This is a genomic window from Pseudomonas sp. RL_5y_Pfl2_73, from assembly GCF_963970515.1.
GTDB lineage: Bacteria > Pseudomonadota > Gammaproteobacteria > Pseudomonadales > Pseudomonadaceae > Aquipseudomonas.
The window spans coordinates 21,199-38,219 of sequence record NZ_CAXAPD010000020.1 but is presented as its reverse complement, the minus strand read 5'-3'; the positions used below and the strand labels follow the sequence as shown (position 1 = coordinate 38,219).

Genomic DNA, 17,021 nt, shown 5'->3' with positions numbered 1-17,021 from the left:
TTCTCGGTGAAAATTCCGGCGTGGGCCTAGCAGGTCGACCAGGCCGAAGAAGCTGAAGGCATAGCGCAACGGCTTGGGCGAGCAATACAGGCGCGTGACGTACTTGATGGCGAACAGTGCGGTGAAGCCCCATTCCAGGCCGATTAGTTGCGCGCTGTACTGGCTGTGAATGCTGTCGAGCATGACCACCAGCAGGCTGGCCAGGATGACCAGTAACAGCCAGCGATCGAAGCGTTGGCCGGCCGCGGTGTCGGTGTGGAAGATGATGTACAGGCGCTGGCGCTAGTTGGCTGGGCTGTCCAGGGTCGGGCTCGGGCTCCCCTGTTCTGCGGGTGGCCGCGGATATGCACGTCAGAGCGTGGCTGCACAAGCGTTCGGTTGGGGCGGACCGGGGGACTGAGCTGGTGCACCCTCCCGAGGCGTCTTTTCGGGCGGGGCTTTGTACCGTTGCGGATCACGAGGGGAGGTTCGGCACCCTGGGCGCTGCCGCGGCGGCCATCCGGAAAATCGTCGAAGTTGTTGCAATAAAATAACAAGTCGTCTGCTGAAAAACTGCATTTTTCTGCCTGAGACTTTCGTTCGGCTATGATTGCAAAACGTTACAGTCTGGCACGGGCGTTACTCCATTACCTGTGATTGCCCCGGACTGCCAGCCTCAGGGGAGGCTCGCGGAGGAAATGGACAGGCGCAAGAGTTTGCAACCACAGGCTGTGCGTGCCAGTGCATGTCGCGCGCGCGACAAACAAAAGGAATGCCATGACGACCATAATCGACGCACTCAATACCTTTTTCTGGGGCTATGTCCTGATCTATGTACTCCTGGCGGTTGGGGTCTTCTTCACCATCCGCCTCGGGTTCCTGCAGTTCCGCCATTTCCCCGAATTTTTCCGTTCCGTGCTGCGCGCCCCGGCAACCGACAAGAGCGGTATCACGCCGATCCAGGCGCTGTGCACGAGTCTGGCCTCGCGCGTGGGCACCGGCAATCTGGCCGGGGTGGCCGTGGCCATCACCCTGGGTGGACCTGGCGCGATCTTCTGGATGTGGATGGTGGCTCTGGTCGGCATGGCCACCGCCTATTCGGAAAGCACCCTGGCCCAGTTGTTCAAGGTGCGCACCGAGAGCGGTGAGTTCCGCGGCGGTCCGGCGTTCTACATTGCCAAGGGCCTGAATGCCCCCTGGGCGGCAACGATCTTTTCCATCTGTCTGATTCTGACTTTCGGTTTGGTGTTCAGTGCCGTGCAGGCCAACTCGATCGCCGATGCAACGCTCGGTGCCTTCGGCGTGCCCAAGTTGGCCACCGGGGTTGTCCTGGCCCTGATCTCCGGCGTGGTGATCTTCGGCGGTATCAAGAGAATCGCGCAGATTGCCGAATGGGTCGTGCCTTTCATGGCTGGTGCCTACCTGCTGATGGCGTTGTACGTAATCGGCAACAACCTGTCCGAGGTCCCCTCGGTGCTGGCGACTATCGTCAAGAGCGCTTTCGGCCTGGAAGAGGCGGTCGGCGGCATTGCCGGTGCCATGCTCAATGGCATCAAGCGCGGGCTGTTCTCCAACGAGGCCGGCATGGGCTCGGCACCGAATATCGCCGCGGTAGCGGTTGCCAATCCGCACCATCCGTCCTCCCAAGGGCTGGTGCAGGCGCTCGGGGTGTTCATCGACACGTTGCTGATCTGTACCGCCACCGCGCTCATGATCCTGCTTTCCGGGGTGGTCGCGAGCCCGGAGCTGACGGGCATTCACCTGACCCAGGCAGCGATGAGCGACCACATCGGTGGGGCAGGGACCTACTTCATCGCGATTGCCATCTTCTTCTTTGCCTTCACCTCGATCATTGGCAACTACACCTACGCTGAAAATGCCATGGTGTACTTGAAGTTGAACAACCGTGCCGGGCTTACCGTACTGCGTACGCTGGCCTTGCTGATGGTGGTCTGGGGGGCTTATGCAAGCGTGGCCACGGTCTTCGATGCCGCCGATGCCGCGATGGGGCTGATGGCTACCATCAACCTGGTTGCGATCTGCCTGCTCTCCGGCCTGGTGGCCAAGCTGACCCGCGACTACTTCGCGCAGAACCGTGAGGGCACACCTGCTCTCAACTTGACGGACTATCCGGAGCTCGCTGGGAAAATCGATCAGGAGATATGGGGCGAACAACCCGCGACCGCGGCGCACGTTCTGGGTAGTAAAGCTTAGGACAGCGCCCCGCGGCGTAGCCGGTGACAGGGTTACGCCAGCGGCTTCTGTAATGCTCGTTCAGTTCAAAATGGAGTGCCGCTGCCCTGACGTGTTGACTGCTCATCGGGCACCGGTGGGCTCTGCGCCAGCCCGATGGCCGTCATCCGGACACGTCGAAAAAACAAATCTCCTTCGCCCTGTACCCAACTAGTGTTCTCAAAATCAGAATCCATCGACACCAGGATCGTATCCACCAGCTCGCGTCGCGGGTGATCCTTGGGGATCCGCTGCTCCAGCGTCGTTTAGCTGAACAGGTCGTTTTGCTTGAGATCGGGTCCACGCATCGGCTCGGTCTTCCGCCGACATTGAGGAACATGGCGGGTAGTTTGCCTGATCCCAATTCGGTCCGGCCTTTTTCAACGGCCTGCTAGAGCTGGAGGATCAACGTCTTGAGCGGCGGCTGCTGGTCCCGGGAGGGGAAATCGCTGCCGGGCGTCAACACGCTCCACTCGCGCACCGGACGGCCGGCTTTTTCCGCACAACGCAACACCTGCTCGCGCCAGTCGTCCATGGGCACTTTTGCCAGGTTGTTGCAGCAGATCAGCACGCCATTGTCGGCGGTGGTGAGCAGCGCCGGTTTCAGCAGGCTTTGGTAGTCGCGCAACAGGTCGACGGTGCCGAACGCACTTTTGGCCCAGGCAGGCGGGTCGAGCAGCACCAAATCATACTGGCGTTGCTCCAGGCGCACGTAGCTGGGCAGTTTCTGCCCACGCCGCTGGCTGATAGGCAGGCCGGCCAGTTGGCGGATCGCCGGAAAGTAATCCGACTGCACGAACTCCATCGGCGGCAAATCGGGGTTGAGCAGGCCGTTTTCGCGGCCCACCGCCAGGTTGCCTTCGGCGAAGTCCAGGTTGCACACCTCCCGCGCACCACCGGCCGCAGCGCTCAGGCCGACGCCGCAGGTGTAGGCGAACAGGTTCAACACGCTTTTATTGCGGCTGTGTGCCTTGACCCAGCCCCGGGCGTTGCGCAGGTCCAGAAACAGCAGTGGGTCCTGCCCGGCATGGCGACCGCGGACGCGATAATTCAAGCCCCATTCATGGCCGACCAGGTCTTGCAGGGCGGCGTCGTCCGCCTGATAGACGGTGTCTTGGCGGTCGACGCGCGAATTGCCCCGGGCGCGGTCGTTGTAGACCAGCAGCGTTTCCAGGCCTAGCCGTTCGTTGACGATGCCGTGCAGTTGCAGCAGGTCGTCGCGCTCCAGCGACTGATGGAAGCTCTGTACCAGCAGTTGTGGACCGTAGCGGTCGATGGTCAGGCCGGGCGCACCTTCCTGGCTGCCATGGAACAGGCGATAGCAGTCGGTGCCTTGTGGGTGCAGTTGGCCGAGCAGCTCCTGGCGCTGGTCGAGGGCGGCGCGCAGCGCCTGATTCAAGGAAGACATGCCGGGCGCGCCTTAGAGAAATGAAGCGCGGGAGTTTAGCAGTTATGGCTGGCGTGGTCCCTGTGGGAGCGAGCAAGCTCGCTCCCACAGGGAATCCTCAGCGATTGAGGCGTTTGTCGATCAACCCCTCCACCACACTTGGATCGGCCAGGGTCGAGGTGTCGCCGAGGCTGTCGAGTTCGTTGCAGGCGATCTTGCGCAGGATGCGCCGCATGATCTTGCCCGAACGGGTCTTGGGTAGCGCCGGTGCCCACTGGATCAGTTCCGGTTTGGCGAAGCTGCCGATTTCCTTGCTGACGTGGGCCAGCAATTCGTTCTTCAGCGCCTCATTGGCCTCGACCCCGTTCATCGGCGTGACAAAGGCATAGATGCCCTGGCCCTTGAGGTCGTGGGGGTAACCGACGACAGCCGCTTCGGCAATGTTGTCGTGCAGTATCAGGGCGCTTTCCACCTCGGCGGTACCAATGCGATGCCCGGAGACGTTGATCACGTCGTCGATGCGCCCGGTGATCCAGTAGTCGCCGTCTTCGTCGCGACGCGCACCGTCGCCGGTGAAGTAATAGCCGGGGTAGGGTTTGAAGTAGGTGTCGACCATGCGTTGATGATCGCCGTAGACGCTACGAATCTGCCCGGGCCAACTGGATTTGATCGCCAGTACGCCGCTGCCGGGGCCATTTATTTCCTTGCCCACTTCATCCAGCAAGACCGGTTGCACGCCGAACATCGGCCGGGTGGCGCAGCCTGGCTTGAGCCGGGGGGCACTCACCAACGGGCTGAGCATGATGCCGCCGGTTTCGGTCTGCCACCAGGTATCGACAATCGGGCAGCGCTGTTCGCCTACCGTGTTGAAATACCATTCCCACGCCTCCGGGTTGATCGGCTCACCTACACTGCCGAGCAATCGCAGGCTTTTGCGGGACGTTTCCTGCAACGGTCCGGCCCCTTCGCGCATCAGCGCGCGCAGGGCGGTCGGTGCGGTGTAGAAGATGTTGACCTGATGTTTGTCGATCACCTGCCAGAAGCGCGAACTGCTCGGGTGGCTTGGCACGCCCTCGAAGATCAGCGTGGTGGCGCCATTGGCCAGCGGGCCATAGACGATGTAGCTATGGCCGGTGACCCAGCCGACATCGGCGGTGCACCAGAACACTTCGTTGTCGCGGTAGTCGAGCACGTACTTGAACGTCATTGCCGCTTGCAGCAGATAGCCGCCCGTGGTGTGTAGCACACCCTTGGGTTTGCCAGTGCTGCCGGAGGTGTAGAGGATGAACAACGGGTCTTCGGCGTCCATCGGTTCGGGTGGGCAGTCGTCGCTCATCTCGTGCATGGCCTGGTGGTACCACAGGTCACGGCCTTCAACCCAGTTCACCTCGCCCTGGGTACGCTCGACCACCAGTACGGTGCTGACGTTCGGGCAGCTTTCCAGGGCCTTGTCGACGTTACGCTTGAGCGGTACGAAGCGCCCGCCGCGCACACCTTCGTCAGCGGTGATCACGGTGCGGCAATCGGCGTCGAGAATCCGGTCGCGCAGCGAGTCCGGTGAGAAGCCGCCGAACACCACGGAATGCACCGCGCCGATGCGGGTGCAGGCGAGCATGGCGTAGGCGGCCTCGGGGATCATCGGCATGTAGATGCAGACCCGATCGCCTTTATTCACGCCACGGCTTTTCAGCACGTTGGCCAGGCGGCACACATGGTTGTGAAGTTTTTTGTAGGTGATTTCTGCCGATTCGGCGGGGTCGTCGCCTTCCCAGATGATTGCCGTCTGGTCGCCGCGCGTTTGCAGGTGACGGTCAATGCAATTGGCGCTGACGTTCAGCTTGCCACCGGCGAACCAGGTCGCGTCGCCGTTCTTGAGGTCATAGCGCTGGACGGTTTGCCAGGGCGTCATCCAGTCGAGAAAGCGGGTGGCCTGCTCGGCCCAGAAGGCGCTGGGGTGTTCGATGGATTCTTTATAGAGCCGCTTGTACTCGTCCTGACTCAATTGCGCAGCCCGGCGGACGGCATCGGCTTGGGGGTACTGGCTGATATCGAACATGACGGTTCCTTATTCTTGTTTTGCGACAAGAGGAGCTGCACGCCCCTCGTAGGAGCTGCCGAAGGCTGCGATCTGTTCTCTCATGCCACTTGAGTGCCGAGTGAAAGATCAGATCAAGATCAAAAGATCGCAGCCTTCGGCAGCTCCTACAGTACCGTGTACTCCACGGTTTGCGGGTAACCCGAGCCGTTGGAACTGTCCTGAACGAGAGGTGACAGGGCGGGTGAGCCGCCCTGTCAGACTATCACCCGCGGTGACGTCCGCGGAAGTAGTTGATCAAGCCCTGGGTCGAAGCATCTTCGGCCAAGCTTTCTTCGCGGCCCACCAGGCGGTTGTAGACGCCTTTGCCCAGTTCCTTGCCCAACTCCACGCCCCATTGGTCGAAGGCGTTGATGCCCCAGACCACGCTTTGCACGAACACCTTGTGTTCATACAGCGCCACCAGTGCGCCGAGGCGACGGGGGCTGATGCGTTCGACCACCAGGGTGTTGCTCGGACGGTTGCCTGGGATCACCTTGTGGGAGGCCAGTTTCTGCACCTCTTCTTCGCTGGCGCCTTTGTCCCGCAGCTCGGCTTCGGCTTCGGCGCGGGTCTTGCCGAGCATCAGCGCTTGGCTCTGGGACAGGCAGTTGGCGTACAGCCACTGGTGATGATCGGAAACCGGGTTGAAGCTGACGATCGGCACGATGAAGTCGGCCGGGATCAGCTGGGTGCCTTGGTGCAGCAACTGGTGGTAGGCGTGCTGACCGTTGCAGCCGACGCCGCCCCAGATCACCGGGCCCGTGTCGGTCGACACGGGTGTACCGTCCTGACGCACGCTCTTGCCGTTGGATTCCATGTCCAATTGCTGCAAATGCTTGGTGATGTTACGCAAGTAGTGGTCGTACGGCAGGATCGCATGGCTCTGCGCGCCCCAGAAGTTGCCGTACCACACGCCCAGCAATGCCAGCAGCACCGGCATGTTCTGCTCGAATGGGGCACTCTGGAAATGCTGGTCCATGGAATAGGCGCCGGAGAGCAATTCCTTGAAGTTCGACATGCCGATGGCCAGGGCGATCGGCAGGCCGATGGCCGACCACAGCGAGTAACGCCCGCCGACCCAGTCCCACATCGGGAAGATGTTTTCTTCACGGATGCCGAAGGCTACGGCGGCGGCGTTGTTGCTCGACACGGCGATGAAGTGGCGATACAGCTCCGCTTCGGAGCCACCCTGGGCCAGGTACCAGGCGCGGGCGGCCTGGGCGTTTTTCAGGGTTTCGAGGGTGTTGAAGGATTTCGACGAGACGATGAACAGCGTGGTCTCGGCGCGCAGCTTCATGGTCAGTTCATGGAACTCACTGCCGTCGATGTTCGCCAGGTAGTGGCAGCGAACGCCTTTTTGCGCGTAGGACAACAGCGCTTCGGACACCAGCTCCGGGCCGAGGAAAGAACCACCGATGCCGATGTTCACCACGTCGGTGATCGGCTTCTCGGTGTAGCCGCGCCACAGGCCGTCGTGAATGCGGCCCACCAGGTCGGTGATCTGGTTCAGCACTTTATGCACGTCCGGCATCACGTTGACGCCGTTGACCAGCAACTTGTCGCCCACTGGCCGACGCAGGGCCGTGTGCAGGGCAGGGCGGTTTTCCGAGGCGTTGACGATTTCGCCTTCGAACAGCGACTTGATCGCGCCCTTGAGGTCGACGTCGTTGGCCAGGCCCACCAGCAGGTCGCGGGTCTGGGCGTTGATCAGGTTTTTCGAGTAGTCGAGAAACAGACCGCAGCTCGACAGGGTGAATTGAGTGAAACGCTGCGGATCGGCATTGAACGCTTCGCGCATGCTGAAATCCTGCATGGCTTTGCGGTGGTCATTCAGCGCTTGCCAGGCTGGCAGAGCGGTCACGTCATGAGGGGTTCGGTAATACGCCATCGCTGCGGGTTTCCTTTTTACTTGAACGACCTTTTGTACACTAAAAATTCCGGCGCGGCTCCAGGTGGGCGTCCGGACACTGCATCGACACGATCGCCGGACGCAGGGCGACTACAGTAAACCTCGTGTTGCGATCTGTCTTGGCTTTGTCTGACCGATTCCCGGTACTTTTTTATACAACGGGGCGGGAAGGGGGGCGCTGTGGGAGCAAACGCTTGCTCGCGACGAAGTGGTCAAGTTCGACACGCATGTCGAGTTTCAGACCGCTATCGCGAGCAAGCGTTGTTCCCACAAGGCCCATCCCCGGATTGGGGCGGGTGTGGGTTCAGGCGGGCGTGTCGAGGTTCAGGTGCAGGTTGTCGATCAGGCGCGTGGTATCGAGGAAGGCCGCCACCAGAATCACAAGGTCACGGTCCTCGCCCAATGCCGGGCGCAAGGTCTTGGCGTGACGGATTTCCAGGTAGTCGGGACGCAGGCCGGCGGCTTTGAGTTGCTTGAGCTGCTCATCGATCAGCGCCGGGAAATCTCGTCGGCCCTGTTTGATGGCCTCGGCGATCTGGCTCAGGGCACGATAGACCACGGGCGCGACGGCGCGTTGATCCGGGCTGAGAAAGCCGTTGCGCGAGGACAGCGCCAGGCCGTCCTCGGCGCGAACCGTCGGCTCGCCGATGATCTGGATCGGCATGTTCAGGTCATGGACCAGTGCGCGAATCACTGCCAGTTGCTGGAAGTCTTTCTGACCAAACACCGCCAGGTCAGGCTGGACCATGTTGAACAACTTGCTGACCACCGTCGCCACACCTTCGAAATGCCCTGGACGGCTGGCACCGCACAAACCTTCGGACAATTGCGGGACGCTGACCCGGGTCTGCCCGGCCATGCCATCGGGGTACATCTCTTCGACGCTGGGGGCAAACAGCAGATGGCAGCCGGCCTGGAGCAGCTTTTCCTGGTCGGCCGCCAGGGTGCGGGGGTATTTTTCCAGGTCTTCGCCGGCACCAAATTGCAGGGGGTTGACGAAAATACTCGCCACCACGAAGTCGGCCCGTTGCGCGGCCTTGGTGACTAGCGCCACGTGGCCTTTGTGTAGGTTGCCCATGGTCGGCACGAAGGCGATACGTTTGCCTTCGTCGCGGGCACGGGCCACGGCGGCCCGCAGTTCGCGTACGGTTTTGACGGTGTTCATGCAGAAAACCCGTGTTCGGCGCCAGGGAACGTCGCAGCCTTGACTTCGGTGACGTAGGCACCCAGGGCACCCTGGATGGACGTTTGCCCAGCCATGAAGTTCTTCACGAATTTGGGCACATGACCGGTGATCGATAGCCCGAGCATGTCGTGCAGCACCAGCACCTGGCCATCGGTGGCGTGGCCGGCGCCGATTCCGATGACCGGAATCTTCACCGCCTGGGTGATTTCTTCTGCCAGCTCGCTGGGCACGCATTCGAGCACCAACATCGCCGCGCCAGCCTGCTCCAGTGCAATCGCATCGGCGCGCATCTGCCGCGCCTGGTTCTCATTGCGGCCCTGGACTTTGTAGCCACCGAGGATATTGACCGCTTGTGGGGTCAGGCCCATGTGCGCGCACACCGGGATACCCCGCTCGGCCAGCAGCCGAATCGAATCGGCCAGCCACAACGCGCCTTCGACCTTGACCATGTGGGCTCCGGCCTGCATCAGCATGGCGCTGTTGGTCATGGTTTGTTCGAGGGTGGCGTAAGCCATGAACGGCAGGTCGGCGAGAATCAGTGCATCGGTGTTACCGCGTTTGACGGCGGCCACATGGTAGGCCATCTCGGCGGTGGTCACCGGCAGCGTGCTGTCGTGACCTTGCAGCACCATGCCGAGGGAATCGCCCACCAGCAACACTTCGACACCGGCCTCATTGCAGGCGTGGGCGAACGTTGCGTCATAGCAGGTCAGCATGGTGATTTTTTCACCTTTTTGCTTGAAACCTTGCAGCGTGGTCAGGGTAATAGCTGGCATGAAAAAGTCCTCATTAGGCGCTCGTGAACTACTGCGAGTAACGCGCATGATTCGTCATTGATACAGGCGCACCTTCTATCCATGGTGCTTGTAAGGCCTGGATTGCGCCCTTCAGCGCCGCGTTGGCGGCAACGGGACGCCTATAGTCGTGAGGAGCACTCGGGAAGTCAATTGGATGTGTTACCGCCGGGTGTTACCGGGGTTACTGATGCGTTTCAGCGTCGAGGCGTGTTTTGGATTTGACTGCTGGCACCCTCAGGGGGGCATCAGTTCGCAGGCAAGCGTTCCAGGCCGGCGAATGGGCACGCCGCAAGGAGATCCTTGAGTAAGCGCCCATCGGCCAGGCGCAGGTCGGCGGGCGCCAATTCCGCCAGCGGATACAGCACGAAGGCCCGGGCCTGCAGGTGGTAGTGGGGGACCTTGAGGCGAGGCTCGTCGATCAGGTGATCGCCGAACAGCAGGATGTCCAGGTCCAGGGTGCGCGGGCCCCAGCGTTCGAGGCGTTCGCGACCTTGTCCGGTTTCGATGGCTTGCAGCGCATCGAGCAGGTCCAGCGGTGCCAGGCTGCTGTCCAGCGCCGCCACTGCGTTGGTGTAGCGCGGCTGGCCGGGCAGCAGGGAATCGCTTTGATAAAACGCCGAGACCCTCACCCGTTGGGTGCCGGGCAATTGCGCCAGCGCCTGGATGGCGCTGCGCAATTGTTCGGCGGGTTCGGCCAGGTTGCTGCCCATGCCGATATAGATGCGTTCCATCGATTACTCGCCCGATGCGCTTGGTGCACCGGCACGCTTGCGTTTGGCTCCGCTGCTGCGACGGCGCTTGCGTGGGCCGCTGGCGCCGTCATCCTTGCCGCTGAGCTCGCGAATCATGTCGCGGCGCTCGCTGTCGTTGGCGTCCTGGTAATCGGTCCACCATTCGCCCAGGCCATCGGTCTGCTCGCCTGCGCTTTCACGCAGCAGCAGGAAGTCGTAGCCAGCGCGGAAACGCGGGTTGTCCAGCAGCAGGTCGGCACGTTTGCCGCTGCGCCGTGGCAGGCGTTCCTGCATGTCCCAGATCTCGCGGATCGGCATCGTGAAGCGTTTTGGAATGGCAATGCGCTGGCACTGTTCGGCGATCAGCTCGTGGGCCGCTTCCTGCATCGCCGGGATCGGCGGCATGCCGCGATCTTGCAGGCGCAACACCCGGGCCGGCAGGGCAGGCCAGAGCAACGCGGCAAACAGGAACGCAGGTGTCACCGGCTTGTTCTGCTTAATGCGCAGGTCGGTGTTGATCAGTGCATCGCTGATCAGGGTGTGGGTGTAGGTCGGGTTGTGCTCCAGAGCCTCGGCACTGGCGGGGAACAGCGGGTCGAATAACTGCAGGTCCACCAGCATCTCGAAGGTGTCTGCCGCGTTACCCGACAGAAACAGCTTGAGCACTTCCTCGAACAGGCGCGCAGAAGGGATTTCCCGCAGCATCGGCGCCAGTTCGCGAATCGGCACGGCGCTGTGTTTTTCGATGCCGAAATCCAGCTTGGCGGCGAAACGCACGGCCCGCAGCATTCGCACCGGGTCTTCCTGGTAGCGCTGCTTGGGGTCGCCAATCAGGCGGATCAGGCGATTGCGAATGTCGTGTACGCCGTTGGCGTAATCGAAGATGCGCTCGCTGACCGGATCGTAATACAGGGCGTTGATGGTGAAGTCGCGGCGTTGCGCGTCTTCTTCCTGCGTGCCGTAGACGTTATCGCGCAGGATGCGCCCGCTCTCGTTGCGGGAAGACTGGTTGCTGTCTTCCTCTTCATCGTTTTGCGGGTGATTGGCGCGGAAGGTCGCCACTTCGATGATTTCGCGACCGAAGTGGATGTGGACCAGCTTGAAGCGCCGGCCAATGATCCGCGCATTGCGAAATTCGGCCCGTATTTGTTCCGGCGTGGCGCTGGTGGCGACGTCGAAATCCTTGGGGGTGATGTTGAGCAGCATGTCGCGCACGCAGCCACCGACCAGGTAAGCCTGGTAGCCGGCGTTCTGCAAACGTTCGACGATGTTCACCGCATAACGGCTGAACTGGGCCTTTTGCAATGAATGCTGGCCGCTGTTGAGCACTTCAGGCGTGCTGCGAATGTGTTGCGTACGACGCAAGGGAGAACGGAATGACTGGAACAGCTTCTTCAGCATGGGATGCACTGTTTGAAGGAATATTCGGCCAAAAACGAAGAGTGACCGCATGATGGGCCGAGATTCTAGCATTTAGTCGAGGGATGGTGTAGGACGGAGCAATTTAGAGCTGCAAGCTTCAGCGACAAGCCTTGTAGGCTACGGGGAGGCGGGAACGACAGAAACCACAAGGGGAGCCGAAGCTCCCCCAGAATTAGTTGCGTGCTCTATTTTTATTATTGGTTTTGGGCTTCTTGTTTTTGTTGAGTGCCCGCGTCACGAGGTTTTCCCTTCGTGACCCTCCCAATCGGGAGCCAAGAGCAAACGGATTGCTTTGGTCGCTGTGTTGCAGTGATCAATCGATCCAACCAGTTCAGGCACCTGTCTTGAGACAGTTTTTATTGTTCTCGGCCTGGTTGTGGGGCAAGCCCCAAATACAACGCCTCTCCAAAAGAATCAGTTAGCTGCGCCTCTCGCCGTCTTGTTTTTATTGTGCGTGAGTCGATTCGTCTTATTTTTATTGTCTTTTGCATTGCTTGTTATTGTTCTTGTACCAAAGCTATAGCAGGGTGCGTGCCAACTTTTGCGTGGCCCAGCGAAATCGGGGGTTCTAGGGTTATAACTATTTTTTCGGGGCGAAAAAAAGCCGGGGTTTCGTTACCGTAAACCCCGGCTTCTGTTACGTGAAAAAGCTGAGGTAACAGTTTTTTCACATTCGGCGGTGTTACCCCCACACCTCAGCTTTCGCTGGTCGCTCCGGTCTTGCGCCGTGGAATTCCCAGGCGCTGGCGACGTTCCCACAGGCACTTGCGGCTTACGCCCAGTTTGCGTGCCAGTTCGGTCTCGGTCATGTGGTCCTGGTGCTCCAGGACGAAGTGCTGGAAGTAGTCCTCCAAGGACAGGTCTTCGGTGGGTTCGTGGCTGGTGTTGTTGGCAGCACCGCCCTGTTGCGGGGCCAGGCCGATGAATTCTTCGTCGTCCAGGTCGCTCAGTTCGATGTCGATGCCCAGCAAGTCGGCAGAGATTTCCGGGCTCTCGCACAGGATTACCGCCCGCTCGACCGCGTTTTCCAGCTCTCGAACGTTACCCGGCCAGGCGTAATGACGAATGGCCTGTTCGGCGTCCGGGGCGAACTTGAGATCGGTGCGGTTGACCCGCGCGCTCTGGCGAGCCAGGAAGGCCTGGGCGATTTCATTGACGTCCGCGCCACGCTCGCGCAGGGCGGGGAGCTTCAAGGCGATCACGTGCAAGCGGTAATACAAGTCTTCGCGGAACTGGCCGATCTTTGCCAGGCTCTTGAGGTCACGGTGGGTGGCCGCGATCAGGCGGACATCGACCTTTTGCGACTGCACCGAGCCGACCCGGCGAATTTCGCCTTCCTGAAGCACCCGCAGCAACCGCGCCTGGGCTTCCAGTGGTAGCTCGCCGATTTCATCAAGGAACAGCGTGCCGCCGTCCGCCGCTTCCACCAGCCCGGCGCGTCCGGCGCTGGCGCCGGTGAACGCGCCTTTCTCGTGACCGAACAGTTCAGACTCAATCAGGCTTTCCGGAATCGCCGCGCAGTTCACCGAGATCATCGGTGCCTTGGCCCGGCGTGACAGGTTGTGCAGGGCACGGGCTACCAGCTCCTTGCCGGTACCGGACTCGCCCTGGATCAGGACATTGGAGTCGGTCGGCGCCACTTTGCGGATCTTGCCGTACAGGTCCTGCATGGGCGGGCAGGAACCGATGATGCCGATTTCGCCATTATTGTTGCTGGCGCCGGCTTTCGCCGAGGCACTGGCCTTGCCAACGGGCTCCACCGGGTTGCTGGTCGCCGTCTGTCGGTCGCGCAGGATGCGGGCCACGGCCTGGAGCATCTCGTCGTGGTCGAACGGTTTGGCGATGTAGTCCACCGCGCCCATTTTCATGGAGTCGACCGCCGAGCGCAGGCTGGCGTAACTGGTCATGATCAGCACGGGGGTGCCCTGGCCAAGCTTGATCAGCTCGGTACCCGGGGCACCAGGCAGGCGCAGGTCGCTGACGATCAGGTCAAACGTTGGAATGCTGAAACGTTCTTGTGCTTCCTGCACTGAACCGGCTTCGCTGACCTGGTACTGGTTGCGTTCCAGCAGGCGGCGCAAGGCGGAGCGGATAATTGTTTCGTCTTCGACGATCAAAATGTGCGGCATTGATTCGATTCTCTCGACGGTCTCAGTTCACAGCGGACGTCGCTTCGACATGACGCGGCAAGGTCACCCGGATACGGGTGCCGCGTTGGCTTTGTACATCAGCCGGGCTGTCGATGGTGATTTGTCCATAATGCTCTTCAACGATGGAATAGACCAGTGCGAGGCCCAGACCGGTGCCTTCGCCAGGATCCTTGGTGGTGAAGAAGGGTTCGAACAATCGGTCCATGATGTTCTGTGGGATGCCGCTGCCTTCGTCTTCGATGATCAGGTCGACCGTGTGTTCGAAGGCTTCGCTCTTGACCCGCACCGCGCTGCCGGCCGGTGACGCGTCCCGCGCGTTGGATAGCAGGTTGATCAACACCTGGGCGAGCCGCTGGGGGTCGCCATCGACCCAATGCTCCGGATCGCACAGGTTGAAGAATTGCACCTCGAAATTGCGCCGGTTGAGCGCCAGCAGACCAATGGCATCCTGGGCCACTTCGGCCAGGCAGACGGGCTCGTCATTGTGTTGGTGACCGCCGGCATGGGCGAAGCTCATCAGCGACTGGACGATGCGCGACACGCGTTTGGTCTGTTCGAGAATCTGGCCGCTGATTTCCGTCAGCTCGCCGTCGTCCTCGCGTTCTTCGCGCAGGTTCTGCGCCAGACAGGCGATGCCGGTGATCGGGTTACCGATTTCGTGGGCCACCCCGGCAGCCAGCCGACCGATGCTTGCCAGTCGTTCGGAGTGGACCAGCTTGTCTTCGAGCATCTGGGTATCGGTCAGGTCTTCGACCAGCAGCACCAGGCCGCTGTTACCGGGTGCCAACGGCTCGTCGATCGCTGCCTTGTGCAGGTTCAGCCAACGGGTCTGGCCGTCGAGGGCCAGGTGCTGTTTGTGCAAGTGCTCGTCCGGCAGGTCGATGAAACCTTGCAACAAACCTTTCCACGGCTCGCCCAGGGTGCTCAGGCGTGAACCGACCACGCGCTGGGCCGCGATCCCGGTGAGTTCTTCCATGGCCTTGTTCCACATCAGGATTTCCTGGTCCTTGGCCAGGGAGCACACGCCCATCGGCAGTTCCTGCAGGGTCTGGCGGTGGTAACGGCGCAAGGCGTCCAGTTCGGCGGCAAGGCCCGTGAGGCGCGAATGGTAATCCTCGAGGCGGCTTTCGATGAAGTGGATGTCCTCGGTGACGTAGTTTTCGCCGCCGGCCTTGTAGGGCAGGAATGTCTCGACCATGTCCTGGGCCACGCTGGGGCCCATCAGGCCGGACAGGTTGGCCTCGATCCGGTCCCGCAGGCGACGCAAGGCATACGGGCGACGTTCATCGAAGGGCAGGTAGAGGTCGCGCAGGGCCTGTTCGACTTCCTTTTGCGCGGCCTTGGCGCCCAAAGGCTTGGCCAGTTGCGTGGCAAACTCCTGGGGCGAGGCGGCGTGCAGTTCACGACGCTGCGGGCGGCGGACATTGTCCACCGCGCAGGCTTCGGCGGCGCTGGCCTCTTCGCTGCTGGCGTTGGTGAACAGCGAGATCAGGGTGAACATCAGCACGTTCGCCGCCAGGGAGGCGATGGCCGCCATATGCCAACTGGTGTCGTCCAGCACATAGATCATGTTCAACAGCGGAATATAGAAGCCTTGCAGGTTGCCCATCAGCGGCAACAGCATCGCGACCAGCCATACCAGGATCCCTGCCAGCAGGCCGGCGATGAAGCCGCGACGGTTGGCGGTCGGCCAATACAGCACCGACAGCACGCCGGGCAGGAACTGCAAGGTGGCAACGAAGGCGACGATACCTAGGTTGGCCAGGTCCTGTCCCTCACCCAGCATCAGGTAAAAACCGTAGCCGGCCATGATGATCGCGACGATCAGCGCCCGCCGTGTCCATTTCAGCCAGCGGTAGATATTGCCTTCGGCCGGTGGCTGGTAGAGCGGCAGCACCAGGTGGTTGAGGGCCATGCCCGACAATGCCAGCGTGGTGACGATGATCAAGCCACTGGCCGCCGACAGGCCTCCGACATACGCCAGCAACGCCAGGGCCTTGCTGTTGGCGGCGATGCCGATGCCCAGGGTGAAATATTCCGGATTGGTACTGGCGCCCAGCTTCAAGCCGGCCCAGAGGATCAGCGGTACCGCCAGGCTCATCAGCAGCAGGAACAGTGGCAGGCCCCAACTGGCGCTGACCAGCGAGCGTGGGTTGAGGTTTTCGGTAAAGGTCATGTGGTACATGTGCGGCATCACGATGGCCGATGCGAAGAACACCAGCAACAGCGTGCGCCATGGGCCTTCCTGCAAGGGCGTGTGCAGGGCGGCGAGGGCTGTCTGGTTCTGCAGCAGCCACACTTCCAGCTGTTGCGGGCCATCGAACACGCCGTACAGGGCATAGAGACCGACACCACCGATGGCAATCAGCTTGATCACCGATTCGAAAGCGATGGCGAACACCAGGCCTTCGTGTTTCTCCCGTGTGGCGATGTGTCGGGAGCCAAAGAAAATCGTGAACAGGATGATCAGCACGCAGAAGCTCAGTGCCACCCGGTGCTGCACCGGCTCGCGGGTCAGGATGCTGATGGAGTCGGCCACGGCCTGGATCTGCAGGGCCAGCAGCGGTAATACCCCGACCAGCATGAAGATCGTGGTCAGCGCGCCGGCCCAGGTGCTGCGAAAACGAAAGGCGAATAGGTCGGCCAGCGACGACAGTTGGTAGGTGCGGGTGATTTTCAGGATCGGGTAGAGCAACACCGGCGCTAGCAGGAACGCGCCCGATACACCGAGGTAACTGGAGAGGAAACCATAGCCGTACTGGTAGGCCAGCCCGACCGTGCCATAGAACGCCCATGCGCTGGCATAGACACCCAGCGACAGGGTGTAGGTCAGCGGGTGGCGGATGATCGCCCGGGGGATCATGCCTCGTTCGCTGATCCAGGCTACGCCGAACAGCACTGCCAGGTAGGCGGCGCTGATCAGGATCATCTGGGTCAGGCTAAAGCTCATCGGCATCTTTTTGGCTCTGCAGGATGAAGGTCACGACAATCAGGATCAGCCAGAGCAGATATGGCCGATACCAGGCACCCGTGGCATCGATCCACCAATCCATGATGGCCGGGGAGAACAGATAAATCCCCACTACCAGGAGCAGGACCAAGCGATAGATATACATCCCGGCCTCTCTAATTTATGCGCGTGCCCAAAAAA

General features: G+C 61.2%; 11 protein-coding genes. 1 reads left to right on the top strand and 10 read right to left on the bottom strand.

The window, feature by feature from the left end; translation table 11 throughout:
* The first annotated feature begins 756 nt into the window (after nt 1-756).
* On the top strand, nt 757-2,193 hold the full coding sequence (locus tag AACY42_RS19195) for an alanine/glycine:cation symporter family protein (protein WP_339481629.1): 1,437 nt from the start codon (nt 757-759) through the stop codon (nt 2,191-2,193).
* A gap of 409 nt (nt 2,194-2,602) precedes the next feature.
* On the opposite strand, the gene AACY42_RS19185 is transcribed toward AACY42_RS19195, so the two are convergent.
* The 10 genes from AACY42_RS19185 to AACY42_RS19140 all read right to left on the bottom strand — a co-directional run bounded on the left by AACY42_RS19185 (nt 2,603) and on the right by AACY42_RS19140 (nt 16,986).
* Nucleotides 2,603-3,619 carry a class I SAM-dependent rRNA methyltransferase gene (locus tag AACY42_RS19185; protein WP_339481628.1) on the bottom strand — a complete coding sequence of 339 codons (1,017 nt, stop codon included), beginning with the start codon at nt 3,617-3,619 and terminating at the stop codon, nt 2,603-2,605.
* A gap of 97 nt (nt 3,620-3,716) precedes the next feature.
* On the bottom strand, nt 3,717-5,654 hold the full coding sequence (gene acs, locus AACY42_RS19180) for an acetate--CoA ligase (RefSeq protein ID WP_339481626.1): 1,938 nt from the start codon (nt 5,652-5,654) through the stop codon (nt 3,717-3,719).
* Nucleotides 5,655-5,898: 244 nt separating this feature from the next.
* Nucleotides 5,899-7,563 (bottom strand): glucose-6-phosphate isomerase, encoded by a 1,665-nt coding sequence (gene pgi / locus AACY42_RS19175; protein ID WP_339481625.1) that lies wholly within the window; start codon nt 7,561-7,563, stop codon nt 5,899-5,901.
* A gap of 325 nt (nt 7,564-7,888) precedes the next feature.
* Nucleotides 7,889-8,749: a pantoate--beta-alanine ligase gene (gene panC / locus AACY42_RS19170; protein WP_339481624.1), complete on the bottom strand. Its 861-nt coding sequence runs from the start codon at nt 8,747-8,749 to the stop codon at nt 7,889-7,891.
* Complete coding sequence (gene panB, locus AACY42_RS19165; RefSeq protein WP_339481623.1) at nt 8,746-9,546, bottom strand: 3-methyl-2-oxobutanoate hydroxymethyltransferase; 801 nt, start codon at nt 9,544-9,546, stop codon at nt 8,746-8,748. Before panB ends, panC begins: the two co-directional genes overlap by 4 nt.
* 266 nt (nt 9,547-9,812) lie before the next feature.
* Nucleotides 9,813-10,298: a 2-amino-4-hydroxy-6-hydroxymethyldihydropteridine diphosphokinase gene (folK, locus tag AACY42_RS19160; RefSeq protein ID WP_339481621.1), complete on the bottom strand. Its 486-nt coding sequence runs from the start codon at nt 10,296-10,298 to the stop codon at nt 9,813-9,815.
* 3 nt (nt 10,299-10,301) lie between these two features.
* Nucleotides 10,302-11,699, bottom strand: coding sequence for a polynucleotide adenylyltransferase PcnB (locus tag AACY42_RS19155; RefSeq protein WP_339481619.1), 1,398 nt, complete (start codon nt 11,697-11,699; stop codon nt 10,302-10,304).
* Nucleotides 11,700-12,415: 716 nt separating this feature from the next.
* A complete protein-coding gene (locus tag AACY42_RS19150) occupies nt 12,416-13,849 on the bottom strand; it encodes a sigma-54-dependent transcriptional regulator (protein WP_339481618.1) in 1,434 nt (477 codons plus the stop codon).
* A 22-nt stretch (nt 13,850-13,871) separates the two neighbouring features.
* On the bottom strand, nt 13,872-16,826 hold the full coding sequence (locus tag AACY42_RS19145; RefSeq protein WP_339481617.1) for a sensor histidine kinase: 2,955 nt from the start codon (nt 16,824-16,826) through the stop codon (nt 13,872-13,874).
* Nucleotides 16,810-16,986, bottom strand: a complete 177-nt coding sequence (locus tag AACY42_RS19140; protein ID WP_003176118.1) for a hypothetical protein — start codon at nt 16,984-16,986, stop codon at nt 16,810-16,812. Before AACY42_RS19140 ends, AACY42_RS19145 begins: the two co-directional genes overlap by 17 nt.
* Nucleotides 16,987-17,021: the final 35 nt, after the last annotated feature.